At 41.3% G+C, this 24,935-nt stretch carries 23 protein-coding genes; 20 read left to right on the top strand and 3 right to left on the bottom strand.

Annotated features, from left to right (window positions below):
* Positions 1-8: 8 nt before the first annotated feature.
* From JWG41_RS03325 to JWG41_RS03305, 5 genes are all read left to right on the top strand, one after another.
* Positions 9-824, top strand: a complete 816-nt coding sequence (locus JWG41_RS03325) for a hypothetical protein (protein WP_232373646.1) — start codon at positions 9-11, stop codon at positions 822-824.
* Positions 825-901: 77 nt separating this feature from the next.
* Positions 902-2,299 (top strand): 3-isopropylmalate dehydratase large subunit, encoded by a 1,398-nt coding sequence (leuC, locus tag JWG41_RS03320; protein ID WP_205268535.1) that lies wholly within the window; start codon positions 902-904, stop codon positions 2,297-2,299.
* Between the two features lies 1 nt (position 2,300).
* Positions 2,301-2,927 (top strand): 3-isopropylmalate dehydratase small subunit, encoded by a 627-nt coding sequence (gene leuD / locus JWG41_RS03315; protein ID WP_205268534.1) that lies wholly within the window; start codon positions 2,301-2,303, stop codon positions 2,925-2,927.
* A 7-nt stretch (positions 2,928-2,934) separates the two neighbouring features.
* Entirely contained in the window at positions 2,935-3,312 is a 378-nt protein-coding gene (locus tag JWG41_RS03310) for an FKBP-type peptidyl-prolyl cis-trans isomerase (RefSeq protein WP_205268533.1), read from the top strand.
* Complete coding sequence (locus JWG41_RS03305) at positions 3,312-4,313, top strand: PLP-dependent cysteine synthase family protein (RefSeq protein WP_205268532.1); 1,002 nt, start codon at positions 3,312-3,314, stop codon at positions 4,311-4,313. Before JWG41_RS03310 ends, JWG41_RS03305 begins: the two co-directional genes overlap by 1 nt.
* Here JWG41_RS03305 and JWG41_RS03300 read toward each other — a convergent pair.
* Positions 4,310-6,016 (bottom strand): patatin-like phospholipase family protein, encoded by a 1,707-nt coding sequence (locus JWG41_RS03300; RefSeq protein WP_205268531.1) that lies wholly within the window; start codon positions 6,014-6,016, stop codon positions 4,310-4,312. The two genes, JWG41_RS03305 and JWG41_RS03300, sit on opposite strands and share 4 nt — an antisense overlap.
* A 129-nt stretch (positions 6,017-6,145) precedes the next feature.
* Between JWG41_RS03300 and recN the strand changes: the two genes are divergently transcribed.
* From recN to JWG41_RS03260, 8 genes are all read left to right on the top strand, one after another.
* A complete protein-coding gene (gene recN / locus JWG41_RS03295) occupies positions 6,146-7,855 on the top strand; it encodes a DNA repair protein RecN (protein ID WP_205268530.1) in 1,710 nt (569 codons plus the stop codon).
* A 75-nt stretch (positions 7,856-7,930) separates the two neighbouring features.
* Complete coding sequence (locus JWG41_RS03290; protein WP_205268529.1) at positions 7,931-8,548, top strand: MotA/TolQ/ExbB proton channel family protein; 618 nt, start codon at positions 7,931-7,933, stop codon at positions 8,546-8,548.
* 6 nt (positions 8,549-8,554) lie between these two features.
* Complete coding sequence (locus JWG41_RS03285) at positions 8,555-8,986, top strand: ExbD/TolR family protein (protein WP_205268528.1); 432 nt, start codon at positions 8,555-8,557, stop codon at positions 8,984-8,986.
* Between the two features lie 4 nt (positions 8,987-8,990).
* Positions 8,991-11,867 (top strand): BamA/OMP85 family outer membrane protein, encoded by a 2,877-nt coding sequence (locus JWG41_RS03280; protein WP_205268527.1) that lies wholly within the window; start codon positions 8,991-8,993, stop codon positions 11,865-11,867.
* Entirely contained in the window at positions 11,868-14,051 is a 2,184-nt protein-coding gene (locus tag JWG41_RS03275) for an ATP-dependent helicase (RefSeq protein ID WP_205268526.1), read from the top strand.
* A gap of 18 nt (positions 14,052-14,069) precedes the next feature.
* A complete protein-coding gene (locus JWG41_RS03270; RefSeq protein WP_205268525.1) occupies positions 14,070-14,498 on the top strand; it encodes an LIC11625 family surface-exposed protein in 429 nt (142 codons plus the stop codon).
* Between the two features lie 19 nt (positions 14,499-14,517).
* Entirely contained in the window at positions 14,518-15,387 is an 870-nt protein-coding gene (locus JWG41_RS03265) for a 3'(2'),5'-bisphosphate nucleotidase CysQ (RefSeq protein ID WP_205268524.1), read from the top strand.
* Complete coding sequence (locus JWG41_RS03260; RefSeq protein WP_205268523.1) at positions 15,381-16,523, top strand: glycosyltransferase family 4 protein; 1,143 nt, start codon at positions 15,381-15,383, stop codon at positions 16,521-16,523. The genes JWG41_RS03265 and JWG41_RS03260 overlap by 7 nt, the downstream gene beginning before the upstream one ends.
* Here the strand turns inward: JWG41_RS03260 and JWG41_RS03255 are convergent.
* Positions 16,506-16,901, bottom strand: coding sequence for a hypothetical protein (locus tag JWG41_RS03255; protein ID WP_232373645.1), 396 nt, complete (start codon positions 16,899-16,901; stop codon positions 16,506-16,508). The two genes, JWG41_RS03260 and JWG41_RS03255, sit on opposite strands and share 18 nt — an antisense overlap.
* Between JWG41_RS03255 and JWG41_RS03250 the strand changes: the two genes are divergently transcribed.
* The 3 genes from JWG41_RS03250 to JWG41_RS03240 all read left to right on the top strand — a co-directional run bounded on the left by JWG41_RS03250 (position 16,892) and on the right by JWG41_RS03240 (position 20,249).
* On the top strand, positions 16,892-17,425 hold the full coding sequence (locus tag JWG41_RS03250; protein WP_205268522.1) for a TlpA family protein disulfide reductase: 534 nt from the start codon (positions 16,892-16,894) through the stop codon (positions 17,423-17,425). The genes JWG41_RS03255 and JWG41_RS03250 overlap by 10 nt on opposite strands.
* A 135-nt stretch (positions 17,426-17,560) precedes the next feature.
* Positions 17,561-19,495: an AMP-dependent synthetase/ligase gene (locus JWG41_RS03245; protein ID WP_205268521.1), complete on the top strand. Its 1,935-nt coding sequence runs from the start codon at positions 17,561-17,563 to the stop codon at positions 19,493-19,495.
* An 82-nt stretch (positions 19,496-19,577) separates the two neighbouring features.
* On the top strand, positions 19,578-20,249 hold the full coding sequence (locus JWG41_RS03240) for an LIC11631 family protein (RefSeq protein ID WP_205268520.1): 672 nt from the start codon (positions 19,578-19,580) through the stop codon (positions 20,247-20,249).
* Here JWG41_RS03240 and JWG41_RS03235 read toward each other — a convergent pair.
* Entirely contained in the window at positions 20,233-20,784 is a 552-nt protein-coding gene (locus JWG41_RS03235) for an LON peptidase substrate-binding domain-containing protein (protein WP_232373664.1), read from the bottom strand. The two genes, JWG41_RS03240 and JWG41_RS03235, sit on opposite strands and share 17 nt — an antisense overlap.
* Positions 20,785-20,895: 111 nt before the next feature.
* Between JWG41_RS03235 and rfaE1 the strand changes: the two genes are divergently transcribed.
* The 4 genes from rfaE1 to kdsA all read left to right on the top strand — a co-directional run bounded on the left by rfaE1 (position 20,896) and on the right by kdsA (position 24,932).
* Positions 20,896-21,909: a D-glycero-beta-D-manno-heptose-7-phosphate kinase gene (gene rfaE1 / locus JWG41_RS03230; protein ID WP_408611702.1), complete on the top strand. Its 1,014-nt coding sequence runs from the start codon at positions 20,896-20,898 to the stop codon at positions 21,907-21,909.
* 1 nt (position 21,910) lies between these two features.
* On the top strand, positions 21,911-22,399 hold the full coding sequence (rfaE2, locus tag JWG41_RS03225) for a D-glycero-beta-D-manno-heptose 1-phosphate adenylyltransferase (RefSeq protein WP_205268517.1): 489 nt from the start codon (positions 21,911-21,913) through the stop codon (positions 22,397-22,399).
* A 63-nt stretch (positions 22,400-22,462) separates the two neighbouring features.
* Positions 22,463-24,085, top strand: coding sequence for a CTP synthase (locus JWG41_RS03220; protein WP_205268516.1), 1,623 nt, complete (start codon positions 22,463-22,465; stop codon positions 24,083-24,085).
* Between the two features lies 1 nt (position 24,086).
* A complete protein-coding gene (kdsA, locus tag JWG41_RS03215) occupies positions 24,087-24,932 on the top strand; it encodes a 3-deoxy-8-phosphooctulonate synthase (protein WP_205268515.1) in 846 nt (281 codons plus the stop codon).
* Positions 24,933-24,935 lie beyond the last annotated feature (3 nt).

Below are 24,935 nucleotides of genomic sequence, written 5' to 3'. Positions count from 1 at the left end.
TGGTTCGGATGATAGGAAAGAAATTTGTTTTTTTATTGGTACTCGGATTACTTTCAGCAAGCGTTCATTGTTCGGGAGAGACCTCTGATGATACGGCAACCTCTTCCCTTTTACTTGCAAAAGAATCGGGGGATAATGGTTGTACGGTCGCAGGCCTAGGAACACAGATTAAAGCAGGGTATACGGGAATCACGACTACTTCCAAATCGGTATCCTTTTCTCTCGCCGGAGATACCTATTATGCGGTGATGCAAATTGCCGGAGCCCAAATCGGAACTCGCGTCGTACTTTCACGTTATGCGAAGGTTGCCACTTATGTGTCTACCAGTTGTCCTTTGGATCTTTCCTCAGCAGTACTTGCCAAAGAGGGAACTGAATATTCCAAAGTGGATGCACCCGCCACAATCATTACTTTCACAAAGGCCGGAAGTTATTTGATTTATCTTTACCAAAAAGAAAGTGCCACCGCCAATCCCTTAACCGTCCTTACGGATGGAACTCCCGTTCAGACCATTTCCGATTCTGACCTTTCTGACCTTCTGAACGGTGGATCGATTAAGACCTTTAAATTTGCTTGTGCGGTCGGCGGCGGTGTCTGCCAAAATTATTACGGATACCTAACCAGTTGTCTAACGGGAACCAAACAAACGTCTAAATGTACAGAGACCAGTGTTGTGGGATCCTGCAAAGTAACTCAGTCCAGTGTTGGTTATATCATCAGTGTCTATACAGCACCTCTCACGGGGGGCGCAGGAACTGCTGCTGCTCACTGTTCAGGGATTTCAGGAACGTATGTAAACGGTTCTACTGTGCAAACCCCGTAGAACTGCTCTATTTTTCCAAATTCCCTGGACATACCACCCCGTGTCCGAGTTATGACTGGAAGTGGGGGAGTCTAGTTATGAAAACCATGTTTGAGAAGATTTGGAATGACCATTTGGTCCACGAGGATGATGGTGGGACCTGCCTCATCTATATCGATAGACACCTAGTCCATGAGGTGACAAGCCCACAGGCCTTCGAAAGTTTGAAATTAACCAATAGAAAAGTGCGTCGTCCCGATGCGACTTTTGCTACTATGGATCACAACGTTTCCACAAGAACTCGCGACTGGAAATCTGTTGATCCCATCTCTGTCCTTCAAATGCAAACGCTGATGGACAATTGTAAAGAAAACGGAATTACATTATTTGATATCAACCACCCGGACAATGGAATTGTTCACGTGGTGGCACCAGAACTTGGACTGACCCATCCGGGTATGACCATTGTTTGTGGGGATTCCCATACAGCCACTCATGGTGCTTTTGGGGCACTCGCTTTTGGAATTGGAACTTCGGAAGTGGAACATGTTCTTGCCACACAAACTCTGGTCCAAAAGAAACCAAAAACTTTAGAGATCCGAGTGGATGGAAAACTATCTCCTCTTGTTTCTGCGAAAGACATTGTCCTTGCGATCATTGGTAAAATTGGAACTGATGGAGCCACAGGTTATGTGATTGAATTCACGGGAGAAGCAATTCGTTCTCTGAGTATGGAAGGCCGTATGACAATTTGTAATATGGCAATTGAAGCCGGCGCTCGTGCAGGCCTGATTTCCCCAGATGACACAACCATAAATTATATCAAAGGAAGAGATTTTGCTCCTAAGGGAGAGGCTTTTGACATAGCAGCTGCTAAGTGGAAAGCTTATGCAACAGATGCTGGGGCTACGTTTGATAAAACAGTGACACTCAATGCTAGTGAAATTGCTCCTATGGTTTCTTGGGGAACATCCCCTGGCCAAGTGATTCCTGTGACTTCTCCTGTCCCAGGACCTTCGGATTTTACCGACCCCATTCAAAAAAAATCCGCAGAGTCCGCTCTGGCTTATATGGATTTAAAACCGGGCCAAAAACTCATCGATGTCAAAGTGAACAAAGTGTTTATCGGATCTTGCACCAACTCTCGCATTGAAGACCTCCGCGTGGTGGCAGACACTGTTAAGGGTAAAAAGGTAAGTAAAGAAGTTGAGGCCATCATTGTTCCCGGTTCTGGTCGAGTGAAACGACAAGCAGAATCGGAAGGACTGGACCAAATCTTTTTGGAAGCTGGTTTTCAATGGAGAAACCCTGGTTGTTCTATGTGCCTTGCGATGAACGATGATGTTCTTTCCCCTGGGGATCGTTGTGCTTCCACTTCGAACAGGAACTTTGAAGGAAGACAAGGGAAGGGCGGACGCACCCACCTTGTGGGACCTGCTATGGCTGCGGCAGTGGCAGTAGAAGGTCATTTTGTAGACATTCGGGAGTGGAAATAAGATGAAAGCATTTACGAAATTAAAAGGAATCGCAGCCTTATTAGATAAGGCAAACGTAGATACAGACCAAATCATTCCGAAACAATTCCTTCGTAAAATTGAAAGATCAGGTTTTGGCCAACACCTATTTCATGACTGGAGATTTTTGGATGATGCGGGAAAAAAACCAAATCCAGAATTTGTTCTCAATGCAGAAAGATACCAAGGCGCCAACATTCTTGTCACTCGGGACAACTTTGGTTGTGGGTCGTCAAGAGAACATGCTCCTTGGGCTTTAGAAGATTATGGATTTCGTTCCATCCTTTCTCCGTCTTACGCAGATATCTTTTATAATAACTGTTTTAAAAATGGAATGTTGCCCATCGTTCTACCGGAAGCTCAGATCGAAGAGATCTTCCAAACCATCGATAAAAAACCTGGTGCTAACCTAGAAATCGATTTAGAGAACCAAGTGGTGATTACGGAAGACGGGAAAAAATATTCATTTGAAGTGGACGGCTTTCGTAAACACTGCCTTCTCCATGGTTTGGATGATATTGGACTCACTCTTCAAAAGGCCGATTTTATTCAAAAATTTGAGGAAAAGAACCAAAAAGAAGTTCCCTGGTTATACGCAAAAACTGTATAATCGCTGTATGAAACTGTTTTCTCTTTTTGTCGGATTTTTATTTGTAACCGCTGGACTTTTCGCAGAAGAGCTTCTCATCCAAGACACCAAACAAGGGTTAGGGAGAGAGGCCATTCGTGGAACGACAGTTGTCGTTCATTACACAGGAAAATTAACCAACGGTAAAGTATTTGATTCTTCTGTGGATCGTGGGGAACCTTTTAGTTTCCAATTGGGCCAAGGCCAAGTGATTCAAGGTTGGGAACGAGGGATTGTCGGAATGAAAGAAGGTGGAAAACGAAAACTCACCATTCCTCCTCAGTATGGATATGGTGCTCGTGCGATCGGACCCATTCCTGCAAATTCAACTCTTATCTTTGATGTGGAACTGATTAAAGTAAAATAATGATAGATCCAATTTCCAAAGGCATCGATGACCTCGGCAACAGTCTACTGCAGGCTCTTAACAATGTACAAGGTATCTTTGGAAAGGAACTTTCCGTTGCCAAACCCATTCAGGACAATATCCTCCAACTCATTGGAAACACTCCTCTCATCCGATTGAATCGAATTGGATCGGAATATACAGGAGTGCAATTTTACCTCAAAGCCGAATTTTTAAATCCTACTGGTTCTGCCAAAGATCGCACCGCTCTTGCAATGTATTTGGATGCGGAAAAAAGAGGAAAACTAAAGAAGGGAATGTCTGTTGTCCTTGTGGGTGCTCGTTCTTCTTCGGTAAGTTTTACTTGGATCGGAAAGGTAAAAGGATACCCGGTATTTTGTCTGGTTCCTCTGCATACGGCTCCCGAACGCATCCAGCTCCTCCGTAGTTATGGGGCCGAAGTTTCCGTAAGCAATGAATCGGATCTCGGAAGGCTAACAGAGATTGCCGAAGAAAAAGCCAAAAAAATCGGTGGCTGGATTCCGGACGAAGCCTCCAATCCCGCAAATCCCAATTTCCATTTCAAAACCACAGGGCCTGAGATTTGGAGAGACTTACAAGGAAAAGTGGATGCTGTCATTTCCGCTCCCGGATCCGGTGGGGCCATTACTGGAATCGGTCGGTATTTAAAATCCCAAGACCGTAGAGTGAAAGTCATCATTGCGGGAAAACAAAACTCGCCCTTTATGGAATATGGAAAAACAGATAACCCGAAAGAAAGGGAAAGAATCCAACTTCCAGCAGTTTATGATCCGAAACTCATTGATCATTATTTCCATGTCACTCAAGACGAAGCCTTGCACCTGCAAGCTGACCTTTATGAAAAAGAAGGAATTTTTGCGGGTCTCACGACAGGTACGGTGATTACCGGAGCCCTTCGATTTTCTGAATCCATTCCAGAGTCAGAAAGAAACGAAAGAAATCCGATTAATATTGTCATCCTCTCGCCAGATAGAGATTAAGTTTTTTCGCTAAACAGCTGTTGGATTTCCTCTAGGGAACTTTTCACAACGGTTTCCCCTAGTTGGATGAATTCCGCACTCCTCCAAAACTCAAACCAATTGGAATTGGGGAGGATTGGATTCAAATACACATCTGCTTCCTGGGCGCTGTACTTTCCAATTCGGTATTGGAGGGAATACAAACTATTCACAATGATATCTAAAACATTCAAATTCAAAAGTTTGTTTGTTTTCATTTCATCTTTGGAACTCGGCATGGAATTGATGGCGATGATCTTTTGCACCCCTTCATGAGTGAGAGCCGATACCGGGAGCGGGTTCACAATTCCCCCATCCACATAGGTTTTTCCATTTTCTTGGGGTTGGGGAACAAAAACGCCAGGGATCGAAATACTTGCCATCACCGCATCGAGCACCTTTCCTTCGGAAAGAACAATTTCCTGTCTAGTGGAGATATCACAACTAATCAGTCTGAGTTTGATGGGTAAGTCTTCAAAATACAAATCTCCCAAATATTTTTCGAGAAGGGTACGAACATGTTTTCCATGAAGTAGTCCTTGTCCAGGGAAAGACAAATCCACAAGTTTAAACATTTTGAAGATACTATCAATTTCTGCAAGGAGAGGTAAGATTCCTTTGTAACCAAGTCCACTGGCCCAGAAGGCTCCAATGACTGCCCCGATACTCGTTCCCGCAATCATATCAGGAACCATCCCTTCTTCTTCCATCACCTTCATGATTCCGACTTGGGCAAGACCGAGGGCAGCACCTCCGCCGAGAGCCACACCAATTTGTACTCCAGAAAGTTCTCTTGCCTTTCGTCTGATATGGATCTCCCATTTTCCATGGTCGATCAAATCCCGAATATTGGTTTCGTGATAGAGAATTTCATTTTCCTTGGATTCACTGGTAATGGAATCACAAAGATTGATTTTTTTATCAGGAGAAAGATAATTTTCAATATGGTCGGATTCATCAATTAACAGACGTTTGAGTTCTTCGTCCGTGTCAGGAAACACTTCCAAAAAAATAAAGGAATGGCTTGCATAGTGTTTCCCAAGGGTTTCTTTGATGCGGTCAGAATCTTTGAATTTATAAGATTTTAGATAAGGATTTTCTGTTTGTCCATTTTGACCAAAGTGAAGGACTACCGATTTTTTTCCCGATTCTTCTTCTATGGATGCCACTAAATCTTTTGCCAAATGATCACTGGCAACGGGGTCGGAGTGCACAAGACAAACCACCGAATTACGAAAGTATTCCCTTCCTCCCAGGAGTTCGCCCCGGAGAGACTTGGTGAGCATTTTAGAGAAAGTGATGGAGAGATAAGGAATTTTTTGGATTAACTTTTGGAATCCAGATTGGGAGAGAACAAGAAATCTTGAATCGGTAACAGTAACAGCTGTATGGCTATGTTTTTCGCCAGTGAGTAGGGATTGGATTCCGAAGTATTCGCCTTTTTTGAGATATTGGACTTCTTCTTCTCGTTTTCCTTCTCCTTTTTTGGGGAGAAACAATTTGATCCCACCAGAGAGAATTAAAAATAAACTCCGGTCGGCGTCCCCGGCAGTGAATAATACTTCATCCCGTTCGGATTCGACAATATGGACCGATTCGGCCACCCAAACCTTTTCTTTACGAGAGAGACTTCGAAATAAGGGAAGGCTCGAGACAAGGTGGATTTTTCCTTCTAGATCTTTCATTAGGGCCTCTTCCACCAAAGTTTCAAAAACGGAAGGGAGAGAAATTGCGTTTTTTGTGTATTTCTAAAAAATTTTATTGACTACTTGTTTGTTAAGTAGTAGTTGTATGTGTAGCAAACAGGAGTCTATATGATTACACATTTGAAAATTAAAGATTTTGCACTCTTCGAATCCCTAGAACTTTCCCTTTCGGATGGTCTCACTGTCTTTACCGGCGAGTCTGGTGCAGGAAAATCCTTAATTTTCGATGCATTGGCTTCCTTATTTGGAGGGCGTTGTTCTACAGCCAATATCCGCCAAGGGAAAGAGAGGTATTCTTTACAGGCAGTCCTTTCTCTTACCGGTCAAAACCTAACCAAAGACTATTTGATGGAACAGGGCTTTCGTTATACCGGGGATGAAATTCTCATCACTAAGGAACTGATGAAGGATGGAAAGGCTCGGGTGAAAATTGGAGAAAGTTTGGCCTCCACCACTCATTTACGAGAGCTTGGAAAAACAATGGCCGAGATCCATTGCCAAAATGAACAACTCTTCTTACTTGAAAAATCCAACCAATTGGAATTTTTAGATCGTTACGGCAATTTGGAATCCTTGAAATATAAATTCAAATTAGCCTTACAACAGTATCGCCATTGGAAACAGAAACTCATCGATTTTGAAGAAACAAGACGTACCATGCTCAAACGAAAAGAAATCCTTGAGTATGAAATTGAAGAAATCGAATCGATTTCCCCTAAAGAGGGAGAAGATGATACTCTCTCTACCGAAGAATCTCTTTTGGCCAATGGGGAAAAACTGGCAGAGAACTACCGTTTGGTGTTAGAGGAATTGACAGAAAAGGAAAATTCCATTCTGAAAGTGTTTCCGACTCTCATCCATGCCATTCAAAAAGTATCCATTCTCATTCCTGAAAAAAAGGAAATGTTGGAAGAATGGGAAGAAGTTTATGACAGATTAAAATCTCTCAAATCAGTCATCAGAGAAGAAGAAGAGGAATTATTTTTTAGCCCAGAACGTTTGGATATGGTTCAGTCCAGACTCCAGGACATCAAAAAACTCAAGAAAAAATACAATGTGAGTTTGGCCGAAATCAATCTTTTACTCGAAGAGAAAAAATCGGAACTCGAACGTTGGAACGAACAAGCAGGGGATGAAGATTTTTTACGAATCAAAAAAGACCAATGCCTAACGGAGATGAAGGAACTAGGATTTCAACTTTCCAAATTACGCCGCAATGTGATCTCTCAGTTTGAAGAGGATGTCCAAAAAGAAATGGCAGATTTGGGACTTGAGGGGGGAAAACTCCAAGTGGTTCTTCGTTGGGAAGAGAATCCGGAAGGGGAAGTAGAAGAAGGATCCAAATCCTATTTCCTTTCGGAATCGGGCCTAGACCAGATTGAATTCTATTTTAGTGCCAATCCGGGAGAAAAACCGCGTCCGCTTCGCAAGGTAGCATCAGGTGGTGAGTTGTCACGAGTGATGCTTGCCCTTAGGAGTGTTCTCGGGAAACAAGCGCCTTCGCCGCAAATGTTGGTTTTGGACGAGGTGGATACAGGTCTTGGTGGGGAAGCAGCGGAAGCAATGGCAACAAAGCTTAAAAAACTAGCAAGAAACTCACAAATTCTCCTCATCACACATACCCAACAGGTGGCAGCCTCTGGGGATCACCAAATTAAGATCGAAAAACGCCAAGAAGCTGGCAGAACGGTTTCTCATGCTTCGCTTCTTGACTTTGAGGAAAGAAAACGGGAGCTCGCTCGGATGATCGGTGGTAAACAGTTGACTTCTGCGGTCTTAAAAGCAGCCACAGATTTACTGATGAAAAAAGCAGGTTAGTGTCGTAAAAATAGTATTTGGCGAAAAAGGGAAGACTGAAAACTCTATTCGTAATCCTTCAATGGGGTCCCATTCATGTCTTTTCCTTTCGCTAAATCAGATTCAATCATTTCCTCGGTTCCTCCGCAAACCATTCCCATTTTAATCATCTTTGTATCCATCGTTGGTTTTACCATCATCGTGGAACGACTTGTTTATTACTGGAGATTAAAAGCCATCCCTCAAGACCATTTCCGAAGAGTTCGCGAACTCGCTCGTGAACAAAAATGGGATGAAGCAAAAGATGTGCTCGGCCAAGACGTTCAGTCTCCTGCAGCAGTTCTCCTTCGAATGGCATTTGATCTCAAACGTCGTGGAGTTCAGTTTTGGGAGGAAGACATCCGCCAAGAGGGCTTTCGCCAAATCTATCTAATGGAACGTTATCTAACTGGTCTTGGTACCATTGCAACAATTGGTCCTTTACTCGGAGTTCTTGGAACCGTAATCGGAATTGTGCGTTCCTTTGCAGAAGGCGCAGGAACTCAAGGTGCTGAAGTCGGAATTTCAGAAGCATTGATTACCACTGCCATGGGTCTTGCCATAGCCATTCCCGCTTACGTTTTTTATAATATTTTTTCTCGAATGAAAGAAGAAAGAATTATAGAAATGGAAAACGTAACTGATTTGGTGTTACCTCACCTAAATAAACGATAAATCTAAATGAAATTTCGCAAACCGCAAAAATCATTTAATAACATCGAGCTTGCACCTCTCATCGATGTTATCTCCTTTATAGTGATTTACTTTTTGATGAATGCAACTTTGGAAAAAAACACAGCATTGAAAGTGGAGTTGCCACGTTCATCCAGTGTTGCAAAAGAAAAACAAAAAGATGAGCTTGTGATCACTGTGGACAAACAAGGGAAAATATATTTGGATCAAAATTCGGAACCGGTTGCTCTGGAGGGACTCACTGAAAAAATCAATGGGTTCCTTGGTCCCGAAAAAGAAAGAGATCCTAAAAAGAACAAAGTCATTATTCGTGGAGATGGTGGTGCGTCCTACCAAGTTGTGGTTAAGGTAATCGATGCAGTCAATGCTGCGGGTGTTAGTCGCTTTAACCTAGCAATGGTAAAAGGCACATCTAAGTGATTTTTTGAATATTCGAAAAAAAATAAAGTTTTTAAGTCTTTTTGTTTTATCTCTCCTTTTACTGGTTTCGGCAGAGTGGGTATCCCTTTGGTCGAATCGAACTGTATTCTTAGATAAAGTCATTACTAAAGTTGAGTTTAAGGGGAATATCAATACTTCCTCTGATGATATTTTAGATTTAATGGACATGCGTCCCGGGATGCAGTTGTCTCAAGGTTTACTCAATGCAGATATGCGTGCTCTATTTGTTTCTGGATTCTTTTATCATATCGATATCCAAGGAGAAGCGGATGGGGATGGTGTTAAAATCCTTGTAGTTGTCAAAGAAAGACCACGAGTGAAGGACATCGATTTTATTGGCGCCGACGAAGTTTTCCCTTCTGACTTACGCGATAAAATTCCCTTAAAAGAAAACGAAGTCATCACTCCGAAAAAAGTCACTCTATCGAAGGAAGTGATTTTAAAGAAATATAGGGATGAAGGTTTTTTTCTCGCTTACGTTCGGTTTGAAACAGAACCCGTCAATCCTGATACAAACACGGTAAAAGTAAAATTCATCATTGATGAAGGGGAAGAAATTCCCGTTAGTAAAATCAATATCTTTGGAAATAGCGAAATCGATACCTATGATCTCCAAGGGATCATGGACTTAAAAGAAAGTGGGATCATTGAATCGGGTGTATTTAAAGAATCTGCTTTTGAGTCGGACAAACAAAAAATTGCCGCCTACTTGAAATCCCGAGGTTATGTCGATGCGGAGCTCAGTAACGAAGGAACTAACTGGGAAATTCGTTGGGAAAATCCTCAAAAGAAAGACAAACGAGTCGTTATTGTTAACTTTAAAATTATAGAAGGCGAACAGTATTTTTATAACGGTTATTCGACAAGTCATGATATGACGATCGCTCCCAGTGGGATGCCTCAATTTTTAAACAAAGAAAATAACCCAATTGGAACTCCGAAAGAAGAATGGTCTCCTGTTTATCCTGTTAAGTTTTTAGAAGATCAATTTGAATTTGCCCCGGCCGATGTGGGTGAGGTTTTTGATGAAAGCAAATTCCAAAAAGACCGGGCCTCCATCAACGAAGCTTATTCTGCGAAAGGATATTTGTTTGCTCAGGTCATTCCTCGTAGAAAGGTAATCGAACTGAGTGATGCTGCCTTGGCACGTTATGAAAATTGTGATAAACGAGGTAGTGCGGATGCAACCTCCGATTGTAATGAAGAATACAATCGCCTAAATGTTGCTAAATTAAGAAAGGTTTATGAAGACCAACCCAAATTAAGGGGTAAAAAGTTCATTCACGTAGATTTTACCATTCGTGAAAATAACTTAGCTTTTATTGAAAATATCATAATCAAAGGAAATAAAAAAACTCAAGACCGGGTGATTCGAAGGGAACTCCTTTTCAAACCGGGTGACCTTTTTAATTCCACTCTTGTAAACCGATCTCGGGAACGTATTTTTAACTTAGGATACTTTAAAGAAGTAAACTTTAATATGAGGCCGGGTTCTGACGAAACCAAAATGAACCTCATCATAGAACTTGTGGAGCAACCAACAGGTACTGTTTCCATGGGGGGTGGTTATGGAACCATTACCGGATTTTCCATCTTTACTCAGTTAGGTGAAAATAACTTAAATGGATCTGGGCAACAAATCACAGGTCGTGTGGAGTTTGGACCAATCCGACGTTATTTGCAAATATCTTGGACAGAACCTTGGTTTATGGACAAACCTTGGTCACTGACTCTTTCCGCATTTTATTCTTCCCGAACTTTGTTTGTGGGAGCCACCTCCATCACAGAAAACAACAACCAAGGGATTAAGGAAGTTGCTTCCTATGAACGTTCCGGGGTGGGTGTGAGTGCGGGACTTGGCCATAGATTTCTCATCAACTGGACTCACTTCCATCGTTATTCACCGTCTTTTTTCGCATCGACAAGACCGACGTCACTTGTGTCAGACCAAGTACTTGCGGAAGTGGATCGCGGATGGCAATTTCGTTCGCAACTTACGAATGGTATTGCTTATGATAGTAGAGATAACGTATTCAATTCAACCCAAGGTTTTAATTTAATTTTCTCTGTGGACAATGTGGGGCAGTTCCTTGGTGGAGAGTCGCATTTTGACCAATTCAGTCCCATTTTAGAATACTACCATACTTGGTTCGATTATACTTTTTTTGGACTCATTCGCAAAAACGCACTTAGGCGATGGCGAGTCGTACAACAATTCAGAACTTCATCTGTGTTTACTTTTGAAAGAACACCTAAGTATAAAAATCAGGACAAAGAACGAATTCCTTATATCCAAGTGCAGGACCGTTTGTTCCTCGGGGGATATGAATCACTTCGTGGATGGTTTTTTGATGATAAATACTATCCTGATGAATGGAAAGATGGTGGTTCTAGTAGGGTCTTGTTTACTTCCGAGTTAAGATTCCCGATTGAACCTTCATTACTCTGGTTTGTAATTTTCTTCGATGCCGGTGCGATGTATGAACAGATCAACCGGGCTGTCGGAGAAAGAAAAGAATTCTTCAGGAACTATGATTCCCTCGTTCGTGCCCAAAGATATTCGGAACCTGTGGAAACTTATCTTTTTGAAAATTATAATTCCTATGGCCAAAAACTCCCCGAATCACCCCTTGTTGTGAATGATCCTGGGAACCTAGTCCTTTCTAGTAAAAACTTATCGATGTCAAACTTTCGATTTTCTTGGGGTTTTGGTCTAAGGATCCAAATTCCCGTATTACCGCTTCGTTTGTATTTTGCGCAAAGGATTCGTTATACGGGTGTAGAAGAGAGACCTTTTGGGTTATATCCAGACAATAATAGTTTTCAGTTTGTTTTTGGTATTGGGGATATGCGATTCTAAGTGGAGTTAGTTGGACTCAATTCCGAACAGAAAAAAGCTGTTGAAGCGGTAGACGGGCCACTCCTCATTTTGGCCGGTGCGGGTTCTGGTAAAACGCGAGTGATTACTTACCGCATTGCCAATCTCATTTTAAATCATAAAGTTTATCCGAACCAAATTTTAGCTGTTACCTTTACAAACAAAGCTGCGGAAGAAATGCGAATCCGCTGCCGGAGTTTATTACCAGAGGGGAATAGTGAACCTTTCGTTCGCACCTTCCACTCCCTTTGTTTGTATTTGTTACGTCGAGAAGGGAAAGCTCTGGGGCTTGGGAATAATTTTACTGTTTATGACAGTGATATGCAAGAGTCACTCATCAAAGAAATTCTAAAATCCAAAGATATGGATACGAAAGAGTTTCGTCCATCGAGTCTTGCCAATATTTTTTCTTCTACGAAAGATTCCTTTATGACAGCAGAGGAATATGCCAAAAAAAAAGCAGACGACTCTTATACAAAAACCATTGCCTCCGTTTTTTTAGAATATGAAAAAAGAAAAGACTTACGGAATGCTTTGGATTTTGGAGATTTGATTTTAAAAACCGTTATTTTGTTTCGTGATTTTCCTGTGATTCTGGAAAAATACCAAAGACTTTGGAAATACATCATGGTAGATGAATACCAAGATACAAATAAAATCCAATACCATTTGGTACAATCTCTGTCTTCCTTTCACAAAAACCTTTGTGTTGTGGGTGATGACGACCAGTCCATTTATTCTTGGCGCGGTGCTGATATTTCGAATATTCTAAACTTCAAAAAAGATTATCCAGAAGCTGTGGTTGTTAAGTTAGAAGAAAACTATCGTTCTACCAAAACCATCATTGAAACCGCTGCCGCACTTATTTCCAATAACAAACAAAGGACTAATAAAACCCTTCGGACGGAAAATCCGATGGGCGATAAAATCAAAGTCACTTCTTACCAAAATGAAATGGAAGAATCCGAAGGGATTGTTCAAAAAATCCAGGCCGGAGTGAGAAGGGGACAGAAGTATTCGAATTTTGCAGTATTTTACAGAACCAATTCGCAGTCCCGATACTTTGAAGAAGCCTTACGAAAAAGAGCCATCCCCTATAAGATTTTTGGTGGATTTCGTTTCTTTGATAGAAAAGAGGTAAAGGATTTAATTGCCTATCTTTCTGTTGTTGTGAATCCAGTGGATTCCACTTCACTCCTTCGAATCATCAATTCGCCACCGCGTGGGATTGGAGACACAACTGTCAGTCGTTTGTTGTCTTATTCTGTAAACGAAGGTCTTTCTCTATTTGAATGTTTAGGAAGAGCGGTTCCGGAAATCAAAAAAGGAACCGTGCAGAAGCTAACATCATTATATCGTATGTTTGATTCAGCGATGGAAGACCTTGGAAAAAAAACTCCCTCAGAAATTGCATATGAGGTTTTAGAACATTCCGGATACCGGGAATTTTTGGAAAACGAAGGGACAGAGGATTCTTTTTCTCGGCTCTCCAACTTAAATGAATTTGTAAATGCCCTCAAAGAATTTGAGGAAAACAACCCCGAAGCCACACTCGAAGAATACCTTGGCAATATTTCTCTCATCACAAGTGAAGACAATACCAAAGATTTACCGGACTATGTGATCCTTATGACGGTTCACAATGCTAAAGGATTGGAATTCCATCATGTATTTATGGCCGGAATGGAAGAGGGAACCTTCCCTCATTTTCTATCCATTGATTCCGCGGACGGGTTGGAAGAAGAACGTAGGCTTGCTTATGTTGCCATCACTCGGGCTCGTAAGAATTTAGAGATAAGTTTTTCGCGATTTACACGTAAGTTTGGAGATGTGGATGCAAGGCTTCCTTCCCAATTTTTGGAAGAACTTCCGAGTGAATTTGTAGAAGGAGAATTTACAGAAAATCGGTATGGGGTGCGTCGTCCGGAATTTACCCCAAGGGCCGAAAGGTTCCAAAAATCGGAAGAAAAGTTTGAATCGGTGCAAGCAAAGGTGGGCGACGGAGATTTCCAAGTCGGAACGAAGGTACGCCATAAAGTTTACGGGGAAGGTCGGATTTTAACCATTTCAGGATCAGGGGATAACCGTAAGGTCGAAGTGCGATTTGGTTCTCATTTGGATAAAAAATTCTTATTGGCATACACACCATTAGAGATAATTTCATAAACTAGAAGAGGAACGGCAATGAAACGAGTTTGGATTTTATGTATGGTTGTATTATTTCCGGTAACGTTTGTCTATGCAGAGCAAAACACCGGTTTGGCGGAAGAGTTTACTAAACTAGAAGATTATCTTAGAAATCCAAAACTAACCGAAGAACAGAGAAAAAAGAATTTTGAAACCAATTTGGTGAGTTCTGTTCGTAGTACATTATCAAAACGTCTAGCCAATCCTAAAAAAGATTTAAAAGATCTAAAATTTCAGGACTTACAGTCCGAACGTTCGGAAGGAACCAATACTTTTTTTGTAAAATATAAGAACTATTATTTTCAATATCTATTTCCAGTAGATCCTGAGACCTATGTAACTTCTCCCTCAGAAGAAATTGTTTTGGAGAAACCGGAAGGTGTAGACCTCGGGTCAAACGCACACAAAGAAGAAAAGAAGAATTAGTTTTTTTAATAAGGGCGGAATGGAAGAAAACGATTTTAGGGAAGTTTGGCGGTGGGTATTATCTGTTGGGGACTCAATCCTTTCTATTTATAAATCGGACTTTCAGATTCGGGACAAAGGTGGGAATGATCCTGTCACAGAAGCAGATTTATTTGCGAGTGAGTTTCTTTTCGAAAAAATTTCCCACCGGTTTCCGGGCCATGGATTTTTATCGGAAGAGAAGTTAGATACAAACAGCCGTTTGGATAAGGAGTGGGTTTGGATTTTAGATCCCATTGATGGCACTCGCGAGTTTGTTAAAAAAAATGACCAGTTTGCTCTCAGTTTGGGCCTTGTTCGTAACGGCGAAGCCATTTGGGGAGTGATTTTCAATCCTGCCACGGGTGAGTTTTTTTCTAAAAACAGAAATACCTTTTTTGCCAAATTACATCCTCCTTTTGCTACAGAGGAAAATTTTAGAACCTTACTTGTGGAAAGTGGTTCCGTATTGCACCCGTTAGAGGAATCAAAGCCGGTCGCAGAAAAACCCATCCTGCTTGTATCCTTATCCGAAATGAAAGAGGGCCTCTTTTCTGATTCCTTTTGGCATGAGGATTTTGAGATTCGTTCGATGGGAAGTATCGCTTATAAACTGGGACTACTGTCTGCCGGATTTATCGATCTCATTGTCTCCCTAAAACCCAAAAATGAATGGGATATTTGCGGGGGAATTGCCTTACTCGATGAAGAAAATTTCACCTGTTTTCCTTTGAAGGACAAAGGGTATCAATTCAACCAGGCACAAACACTTTCTTACGGATTGGTCGCGGGAAAAAAAACAGCGATCCAGTATTTAGAATCCAAAATAGATTTCCACCAATTATCACTTAAGGTAAAGGAACGATGGTAAGACCCACCAAAAGGATTGGTCTCGACGCAAGGCCTTTGTCTACAAGGGTTTCTGGAGTGGGACGACTCATTGCTGAAACCTTAAAGGCATTCCCGCATAAAGAAGAATATGATTTCTTTTTATTTTCTCATTTGCCCATCCACGAGGATCACAAAGCTGTTTTGAGTTTGCCCAATGTGACTTGGGTTTCTGGTGGCGGTTTTTTAAAATGGAAAGGGGGGTTGTATTACAATCTTTTTGTTCCGTTTTACTTACTCAAACACCGATTGGATTTGTTTTGGGGTTCGCAACAAGTATTACCTCCCTTTTTGCCTAGAAGTTTAAAAGCAGTGCTTACATATTGTGATTTGGTTTTGTATTTGTATCCAGAGACCATGCGTTGGATTGCAAAAGTCCAACAAAGATTATTTCAAAGTTATTCTGTTAGGCGATCTAGTTTTATCCTATCTATTTCCAAACAAACAAGTGATGATATGTGTCGTAAATTTGGATATCCCTTAAACCAAACGGGGGTCTCTTATCCCGGTGTGAATCCAATAGAGATGACAAATCTTTTGGAAACCAAACCTTCCAATCGGGTGAAAGATTTAGGCACTGACTATTTGTTATCTGTATCTACAATTGAACCTAGAAAAAATTATCCGTTTTTACTCGAAGTCTTTCGTGAGTATCGCAAACTGGATCCCCATCACTACAGGCCGTGGGTGATCGTAGGAAAAATAGGTTGGGAGTCTCCTGAGTTTATCGAAGAATTACTACAAGAGCGTACCTTGTATAAAGACATTCATATATTGGATTCTGTTTCTGATTCTGAATTGCAACACCTCTACAAAAGAGCGGGTCTTTTTGCTTTTGCCAGCAAATACGAAGGATTTGGAATTCCTATGGTAGAGGCCATCTTTCATGGATTGAATTGTGTGGTATCCGATATCCCTACCTTCCATGAAATTGGAAAAGACGGAGTGACCTACCTTCCTTACCAAACCAGGGAGGATGCAAAACTTTGGGCCTTGGCTATCAAAAAGTTTTTTGAGAATCCGACACCGCCTACGGTATCGATCGAAAGTTTTACTTGGGAAAATGCAGCCAAGATCACAGAAGATGTGTTTCGAAAGGTGTTAGAGGAAGGAGAATAGTCCTTTTTTTTTGGTCACAACCCCTGAGTAGAGAATTTTGGATTTGTCCGATTTGGGAAGGACATGCAGATGGAAACGATCCCGTGTCATGGCTTGAATTTCGCATTCCCAATTTTGTCCTTCTGCAGTCAGTTTGATCCTGTCACAGAGCACGGGAGATTCTAGAATCCAAACCAGAGAAAATTCAGTCTTTCCTCGCTTGAACCTAGATTTGGTTTCTTTCGGGTTTGCCTTCCAAGTAACGGTTGTTTCATCTCCCGTTTCATAGGGTTCTGCAGTGGAAGGAATCATCGAAATTCCTTTTCCTGACCAGTTTCCCTTTACGTAATCATTCCATTCGTCTAAATTGGAGAAGTAATTATAAATCAATGAATTCAAATTTAATGACCCAGGCTTTTTGGAACCTTAGATCCAGATTTTATCTGATCTGTATCCTATCGCTCTTTTTTTGTAAACCCCAAGGGACAGTCAGTGAATTTTATCCCGAACCCCTTCCGAACCTCACAGGTGGAACAGAAACATTGGAAGATTTTAAGGGAAAGGTTTTGGTTCTAGATTTTTGGGCCACTTGGTGTGAACCCTGTGCCAAGGCAGTTCCTACCATCAACGAGTGGAAGTCTTCTGTTTCCGAAAAGGATTTTGTATTTCGTGGGATCAATACGGATACAACAGAACCCATTGAAAAAATCAAAAAAGATATGAACCTTTTGAAAATGAGTTATCCCACCTTACTAGATAAAGACTGGAAAATGACTGATTTTTATCAAGTGGAGGGAATTCCATGCCTACTTGTATTTGATCGGTCGGGTAAGATTGTCTATCGCCAGTATGGACTTGTCCCGTCCGACCTTTCCGGGCTTGTCATTCGATCTCATGTATGGGCCGCGTCGGATCTGCCATAATTGTGCAATGCGAAACAACATTTTGATTTTCCCTTGATTTCAATGACAAGATTGAAAATGTCTTGACTCATGTTCGTTAAAAAAGTCCCTTAAAGATACCTTTTTACGTTTTCTTTTGAGAAAGGAGTCAGAATAATGCCAGCCAATTTGCCCGAACTCTTCCAGCAGAGTGCTGAAAAATTTGGGAACCGCCCCGCGTTCGTTAGTAAAGACGAATCTAAGTCCTATAAACCCGTCACTTTTCAAGAAGTATATGATCTTGGTATCAACTTAGCAGAAGCTCTCATTGATTTGGGTGTATCCGCGAAAGAAAATGTTGCCTTGCTTGCAGATAACCGATTGGAGTGGATTGTTTCCGATTATGGAATTCTCATGAGTGGTGCTTGTGATGTTCCGAGAGGAACAGACATTACCGATTCAGAAATTGCTTATATTCTAAATCATTGTGAAGCCAAAGTTGTTTTCTTAGAAAATGACAAAATGTTAGAGAAGTTTCAAAAGAACCGCTCTCAATTAGAATATGCAAAGACTCTAATTGTTATGGATAAAAAATCCACAGCAACTGGTGTTCTGAAGTTATATGAACTGATTGAAAAAGGTGCGGAACTTCGTGCGAAAGGTTCAAAAAAAGCAGAAGAGCGAATGAAAGCCATTGCTCCTGATGATCTTTTTACCATCATTTACACTTCCGGAACCACTGGTATGCCAAAAGGTGTAATGTTGAAACATAGCAACATGATCCACCAAACTTCTGTCATTCTAAACAGCATGATCGAAATCAAAAAAGATGAAAGGATGTTATCCATTCTTCCTGTTTGGCACGTATTTGAAAGGGTGTTTGAATACCTAGCGATTGCTGCCGGTTGTGCTACATACTATACCAATGTCCGTGACCTTCGTGATGATATGAAAAAGTCAAAACCGACTTTTATGGCATCAGCTCCTAGACTTTGGGAAAGTATCTATAATGGAATTTATACAAGAATCAATGATCCAAAACAAACACCTGCGATCCGCCGTGGTTTGTTCAATATGGCTTATTTTTTCTCCAAACATTTCAATGCCGCCATAAGGTTTTTGAAAGGAAACCAAGTCGACTATGTAGGAAGAAATCCTATCGTTTCTCTTTTTAGAGGATTCTACTATTTGGTTGTGGCGATTGTTTTAGCCGTTCCTTACTTCTTACTGGATTTGGTCGTACTCTCTAAAATTAGAGAAGCTACTGGTGGGGAACTAAAAGCTTCTGTTTCCGGTGGTGGTGCTCTCCAAAGACATGTGGATGCATTCTTTAATGATATTGGAATCAACGTACTTGAAGGTTATGGAATGACGGAAACATCTCCGGTCATTTCTGTAAGAACTTTCAAAAAGTTAGTCCAAGGTTCTGTGGGTCTTGTCACTCCAGAAACTTCCGTACAAATTCGAGATGATTTGGGTAAGGTTCTCACTCACGTGGATGCCAACCAAAAACTCATTTCTGGTAAATACGGAGCTCGTGGGGTCATCCATATTCGTGGACCACAAGTGATGAAAGGATACTATAAAAATCCTGAAACCACTGCGAAAGTTCTGAAAGACGGTTGGATGGATACGGGAGATATTGGAATGTTCAATTTCAAAAAGACCCTTACCATTACTGGTCGTGCGAAAGATACCGTGGTTCTTCTGGGTGGTGAAAACGTAGAACCGGTTCCGATCGAAGACAAACTCACCGAATCTCCATTCATTGCGCAAGTTATGGTCATTGGCCAAGACCAAAAGAATTTGGGCGCCCTGGTGGTTCCCGATTTCGACAAATTGACCGAGTGGGCCAAGGAAAATGGAGTTTCTGAGACGGACAAACAGAAACTCATCGACCACCCGAAGGTTCTTGATTTCTACAAAAAAGAAATTAAGGCACTCAACAATACCAAAACTGGATTTAAGTCTTTTGAACAAGTGACTCCGTTCATCCTCATTACCAAACCGTTTGAAGTGGGTGATGAATTGACAAACCTGTTCAAAATGAAACGCCACTTGATCACGGAAAAATACAAAGATAAAATCACAACTTTGTATACTGCTGATTAAGAGAGTTTAATTTTCTAGATCGCCCGCACCTTGCGGGCGGTTTTTACTCTTCTGTTTTTCTCCTCCAGTCGATACTCTAATTGTGAATCGATCGGACGGATCTTTAGTTTCCTCATCTACAGGCGTTTTTTACCCCTACCAACACCAGGACTTTTATGCGATGGATTCCTTGTTTTTATCTACTTTGAAACAGGAAGAAGTCTGGGACTTCCAATCCGTTTCGCAGGTGCATTTAGGTTTCCTAGGATTTTTGACCTTAAGAGGTTTTTTACGGGAAACCTTATCTCTACCCAAACTCCAAGTGAAGGGACTCTCCAAACATTGGAAGTCCTACCTTGCTAAGGTGAATTTTTTAGGCAAAGGGGTGCCTTGGGAGTCTTTGGAATTTATTCCGAATCTCGTGACGGATATGGTCCCACCTCTCACTGAGTTTGGTGGCAAAGGCCACTGGGCGACAGAGTTCCATTGGGAAAAACAAGATAAAGAAACTACATCCATATTTTTTTCAGCCACAAACAAACAGAGTGATGGTGATGTAGCGATCAGTGATTTGATGAAAGATTTTTTGCATTATTCCCAAACCAATCATTATTTGGAAAGAGCCTACATCCGAAAGGAAAATTCGAGTTATCTGTATTTGAATGCGAAAGAAACAAACCCTCGGGTGTTTTTTCGAGAAACGGCTACAGACTTACCGGAGTTTTTATTTTTAGTGGCAGAGTTAAAAGCAAAACCTTCTACTCACTCAAATTAAGACCAAGTAATACAGTCTTTAAAAGGTCTGCTTTGGTTTCTAGATGAGTGGTTTCTAAAATAGTTTGTTTGGTTTTGAAGTCGAAATAAATCAAAGAAGCAATAAAATCCACAGGGTAAGGATGTACCAATATTTGGTTCATCTTAAGAATGAGGTCTTCTTCGGCACCTTCGGCAAGTAAGATCCGTTTGGTGAGAACCAGTAGTTCTTCAATTTTTTCTTTTAAACTTTCCGAAACATTTTTGTTCCGTTCGTGTTCCCGGCGGACAATCTGAGCAATATAAAAAGGTTCTGTGGAATCCAAACTCACAATTTCCGCGGTTCCGATTCCTTCTAAAATGATATTGGATCTTCCGTCGGGAAGGGATTCTTTTTGAATGATATGCCCATAACCCACCACTTCGGGAATGGGAGGCAGGCCAAGTCCAATCCAATTTTTGGGATAAGGTGCCATTCCGAGTTCTCCGCCATTTTCCATACAAAAATCGAGCATCATCCGATACCTTGGTTCGAAGATATGGAGGGGCAAAAACATTCCCGGAAACAGAAATACATCCGGTAGCGGAAAGAGAGGTAAGGGGAAGGTTGACACAGAGAAAGGTTTTAGATTCTCTGTTTAGTTGTAAACCAATTCAAGGATCTGGCTTTGTTGAAAATAAAGAAAACTTCACTTCATAAATCTTTTGAGGATTTAGGCAAAATCAAAGTGCTTGTGATCGGAGATTTGATTTTAGATGAGTATTTGATTGGTTCTGTGGAAAGGATTTCCCCGGAAGCGCCGGTTCCTGTGGTTTGGGTTCGAAACGAAAAACAATCCTTAGGTGGATCGGGCAATGTCGTTCAGAACCTTTCTGCGATTGGTGTATCGGGTGTGGTTTTTGGAAGGATTGGAAAGGACAAAGCCGGGGACTCTTTAGAGAGGCTTCTCCTTGGAAATTCCGTAACTCCAAAAGATTTAGTTTTATTAAAATCAGAGAAACTTCCCACCATTCTAAAAACAAGAATCATTGCCACCCACCAACAGATTTGTCGAGTGGATCGGGAAGAAGTGGTGCCCCTCACAACCGAAGAAGAAAAGTCCATCCTCACCCAATTTGAAAATAAATTAAAAGAATGTTCGGCAGTCATCCTTTCGGATTACGACAAAGGGTATTTAACTCCTTCCCTCATTCAATCTGTCATAGCCCTTTGTAACAGGGAAAATAAAATTGTGACAGTGGACCCGCAAGTAAGTCATTTTTTCTTATATAAAAATATACATATCATGACCCCGAACCACCATGAAGCAGGCAAAGCTTTGGGCCGAAAACTGAATACTGATGCAGAAATTGAAACTGCATGTCGGGAAATCACAACCTCACTCACACCGGATGCCATGATGATCACTCGGGGTGAAAAAGGAATGTCCATCTATGAAAGAAAAACAGATTCCTTTTATCATATTCCCACTGTTGCCAAAGAAGTTTTTGATGTGACAGGAGCGGGAGATACGGTCATTACCACCTACACTGCTTTTGTTGCTACGGGAATGCCCATTGCCGATGCGGCTCTCATCTCCAATGTGAGTGCAGGGATCGTTGTTGGTAAGTTAGGTGCGGCAACGGTGACAGTGACCGAAATTGAAGATGCTCTCCAAACTTTAGGATATTTGGAAGGATAATATGAGTTTTTTCTCCCATCTAAATGCAAAAATCATCACACCAGAAGAAATCGAAACCCAAAGAAAACTTTTGGAAGGGAAACGAATTGTTTTTACCAACGGTTGTTTTGACATCCTACATCCGGGCCATGTGAGCTATTTGGCCCAAGCTAGGGATTTAGGAGATTTACTATGGATTGGTGTCAATTCGGATGCTAGTGTTAGGCGACTGAAAGGGGAGTCCAGACCCATCAATAGTTGTGAAGACAGAATGCTTGTGCTTGCAGGCCTTTCCTCAGTGGATTTTGTATCTTCTTTTGCAGAAGATACTCCTTTGGAAATTTTAAAAAAAGTGAAACCATCCGTTCATTCTAAGGGAGGAGATTACCAAGTCGAAACCCTGCCGGAATACCAGATTTTAAAAGAGATGGGAGCGGATATTCAAATTTTACCTTTCGTTGTAGGAAAATCCACAACGAAGATTTTAGAAAAAGCCAAATCTCCTTCCTAAACGTATTGATTTTGGACCCAAATCCCGCCAGTCTGTAAAAAACATTCTTTTTTGAGGTCCAGTTTGTCCAAGACTAGATATATATTCATTACCGGTGGAGTTTCCTCTTCTTTAGGAAAAGGGGTCACCGTTGCGGCTCTAGGTTGTTTGTTAGAAGCCAGAGGTTATACCGTCTCTTTACAAAAAATGGATCCTTACATCAACATCGACCCAGGTACAATGAGTCCGTACCAACATGGGGAAGTGTATGTTACGGAAGACGGAGCAGAGACCGATCTTGACTTAGGATACTACGAACGATTTACAAAATCAAAATTCTCTAGAAAGAATTCTGTATCCACAGGGCAAATTTACCACGCCGTCATTGAAAGAGAAAGAAAAGGTGATTATTTAGGAAGAACCGTACAGGTTGTACCACATATCACCAATGAAATTCGAAGTCGAATTTATAACCTAACACGCGATCAAGAGACAGATTTTGTGATCGTTGAGATTGGTGGAACCGTAGGGGACATCGAGTCAGTCCCTTTCCTAGAAGCGATTCGACAAATGCGATACGAACATGGCGGGAGCCAAGTTTTGTTTTTGCATCTAACCCTTGTCCCAACCATCACCGCGGCTGGGGAAGCAAAAACCAAACCCACACAACACTCAGTAAAAGAATTGTTGGCGCTTGGAATCCAACCAGATGTTCTAATTTGCCGTATCAACAAACCTATGTCCAAAGAGATGAAAAATAAAATTTCTCTCTTTTGTAACGTAAAAGAACAAAATGTAATTTCAGCTGTTGATATCACAACTTCCATCTATGAAATTCCTCTGATGTATCGTGAAGATAAGTTGGATGAAGTGGTTCTGAACGCCCTTGGAATGGACCTTCGCAAACTGAATTTTTCCCAGTGGGAAAATATGGTCAAAAAAATTCGTAATACGAAAAAGACCGTAAAAGTAGCGTTAATTGGGAAATACATTTCTCTTCAAGATGCCTATCGTTCCGTGTATGAGTCTTTGGCTCATGGTGGGATTGCCAATGATGTTGAAGTGGTCGTAATCAAAATCAATCCAGAAGATATCGATACTAAAAATGTAAAAGAACACCTAAAAGGCGTTCATGGAGTTTTGGTTCCTGGTGGATTTGGAGAACGGGGAATTGAAGGAAAAATCGCTGCCATCCAATACGCAAGAACCAAACAAATCCCATTTTTTGGAATTTGTCTCGGGATGCAGTGCGCTGTCATCGAATTTGCAAGGAATGTTCTTGGATTCAAAGATGCCAATTCTACGGAATTTAAACCTAACGTAAATTATCCTGTGATTTCTATGATCGAAGAACAAAAAGAAATCGAACGTATGGGCGGAACGATGCGGCTTGGTGCCTATCCTTGTGTGGTCAAAAAAGGAAGTCTTGCTTATTCGGAATACAAGTCAGAGCGAATTTCCGAAAGACATAGACATAGATTTGAATTCACTTTGCGTTATAAAGATGATTTTGAGAAAAAAGGAATGAATCTCGCTGGGTTTTCACCTGATGGAAGTTTGGCGGAGATTGTAGAAGTTCCCAATCATCCTTGGTTTGTAGGTGTTCAGTTCCATCCGGAATTCCAATCCAAACCAACCGACCCGCATCCACTCTTTGCGGGTTTTATTAAAGCAGCATCCAAACTAGCTAAAAAGACGGAGGATTAAGATGTACGATTTAATTGAAGAAAGAGATTTTTTTGGTAAAAAAATCGGGGGTCGAAATCCCTTTTTTCTGATTTCCGGACCTTGTGTAATGGAAAACAAAGATTTACTCGACCGAGTTTGCGGAGAGATGAAAGCCATCTGTGATGATTTGGGGATTGTGTATATCTTTAAGTCTTCTTTTGACAAAGCCAATCGCTCTTCGATCAATTCTTATCGTGGTCCAGGGTTAGATGAGGGAAGGAAACTTCTTGATTTCATCAAAAATAAATACAATGTTCCTGTCCTTACAGACATTCATGAGACCATCCAAGTGGATCCTTTAAAAGACACCGTCGACATATTTCAAATCCCTGCTTTCTTAAGTCGCCAAACAGACCTAATTGCGAAGGCCGCAGAAACAGGAAAATGGGTGAATGTAAAAAAGGGTCAGTTTATGGCACCGGATGACACCCGTCATATCAAAACAAAAATCCAAGAGTCAGGTTCTGAGAAGTATATGGTCACGGAACGCGGAGCTAGTTTCGGTTATGGAAACTTAGTGTTTGACCTTCGTGGCATTCCTATGATGCACAAACATGGAATCCCTATTGTGTTTGATGCCACCCATTCGGCACAACTCCCTGGAGCTGCCGGAAACATTACTGGTGGGGTTCGTGAATTCATTCCTCATATGGTACGTGGTGCGGTTTCTGTTGGTGTGGAAGGACTGTTTATGGAGGTCCATCCTGATCCGGAAAAGGCACTTTCTGATGCAACCACCCAGTTTCCTTTAGCCAAAGCCAAAACTCTGCTAACTCAACTTTTGGAATTGGATCGTTTGGTAAAAACCAAATTTTTAGAGGATTAAAAT

The sequence above is a fragment of the Leptospira chreensis genome, assembly GCF_016919165.1.
In the GTDB taxonomy this organism is placed as follows: Bacteria; Spirochaetota; Leptospiria; order Leptospirales; family Leptospiraceae; genus Leptospira_A; species Leptospira_A chreensis.
The sequence above is the reverse complement of the archived record's forward strand: the minus strand, read 5'-3'. Positions and strand labels throughout refer to the sequence as shown.

Bases quoted from the DNA above. Each gene is read 5' to 3' on its own strand.
- JWG41_RS03325 (WP_232373646.1), top strand. From the start codon at position 9: ATGATAGGAAAGAAATTTGTTTTTTTATTGGTACTCGGATTACTTTCA.
- leuC (WP_205268535.1), top strand. From the start codon at position 902: ATGAAAACCATGTTTGAGAAGATTTGGAATGACCATTTGGTCCACGAG.
- leuD (WP_205268534.1), top strand. From the start codon at position 2,301: ATGAAAGCATTTACGAAATTAAAAGGAATCGCAGCCTTATTAGATAAG.
- JWG41_RS03310 (WP_205268533.1), top strand. From the start codon at position 2,935: ATGAAACTGTTTTCTCTTTTTGTCGGATTTTTATTTGTAACCGCTGGA.
- JWG41_RS03305 (WP_205268532.1), top strand. From the start codon at position 3,312: ATGATAGATCCAATTTCCAAAGGCATCGATGACCTCGGCAACAGTCTA.
- JWG41_RS03300 (WP_205268531.1), bottom strand. From the start codon at position 6,016: ATGAAAGATCTAGAAGGAAAAATCCACCTTGTCTCGAGCCTTCCCTTA.
- recN (WP_205268530.1), top strand. From the start codon at position 6,146: ATGATTACACATTTGAAAATTAAAGATTTTGCACTCTTCGAATCCCTA.
- JWG41_RS03290 (WP_205268529.1), top strand. From the start codon at position 7,931: ATGTCTTTTCCTTTCGCTAAATCAGATTCAATCATTTCCTCGGTTCCT.
- JWG41_RS03285 (WP_205268528.1), top strand. From the start codon at position 8,555: ATGAAATTTCGCAAACCGCAAAAATCATTTAATAACATCGAGCTTGCA.
- JWG41_RS03270 (WP_205268525.1), top strand. From the start codon at position 14,070: ATGAAACGAGTTTGGATTTTATGTATGGTTGTATTATTTCCGGTAACG.
- JWG41_RS03265 (WP_205268524.1), top strand. From the start codon at position 14,518: ATGGAAGAAAACGATTTTAGGGAAGTTTGGCGGTGGGTATTATCTGTT.
- JWG41_RS03260 (WP_205268523.1), top strand. From the start codon at position 15,381: ATGGTAAGACCCACCAAAAGGATTGGTCTCGACGCAAGGCCTTTGTCT.
- JWG41_RS03250 (WP_205268522.1), top strand. From the start codon at position 16,892: ATGAATTCAAATTTAATGACCCAGGCTTTTTGGAACCTTAGATCCAGA.
- JWG41_RS03245 (WP_205268521.1), top strand. From the start codon at position 17,561: ATGCCAGCCAATTTGCCCGAACTCTTCCAGCAGAGTGCTGAAAAATTT.
- JWG41_RS03235 (WP_232373664.1), bottom strand. From the start codon at position 20,784: ATGTTTTTGCCCCTCCATATCTTCGAACCAAGGTATCGGATGATGCTC.
- rfaE2 (WP_205268517.1), top strand. From the start codon at position 21,911: ATGAGTTTTTTCTCCCATCTAAATGCAAAAATCATCACACCAGAAGAA.
- kdsA (WP_205268515.1), top strand. From the start codon at position 24,087: ATGTACGATTTAATTGAAGAAAGAGATTTTTTTGGTAAAAAAATCGGG.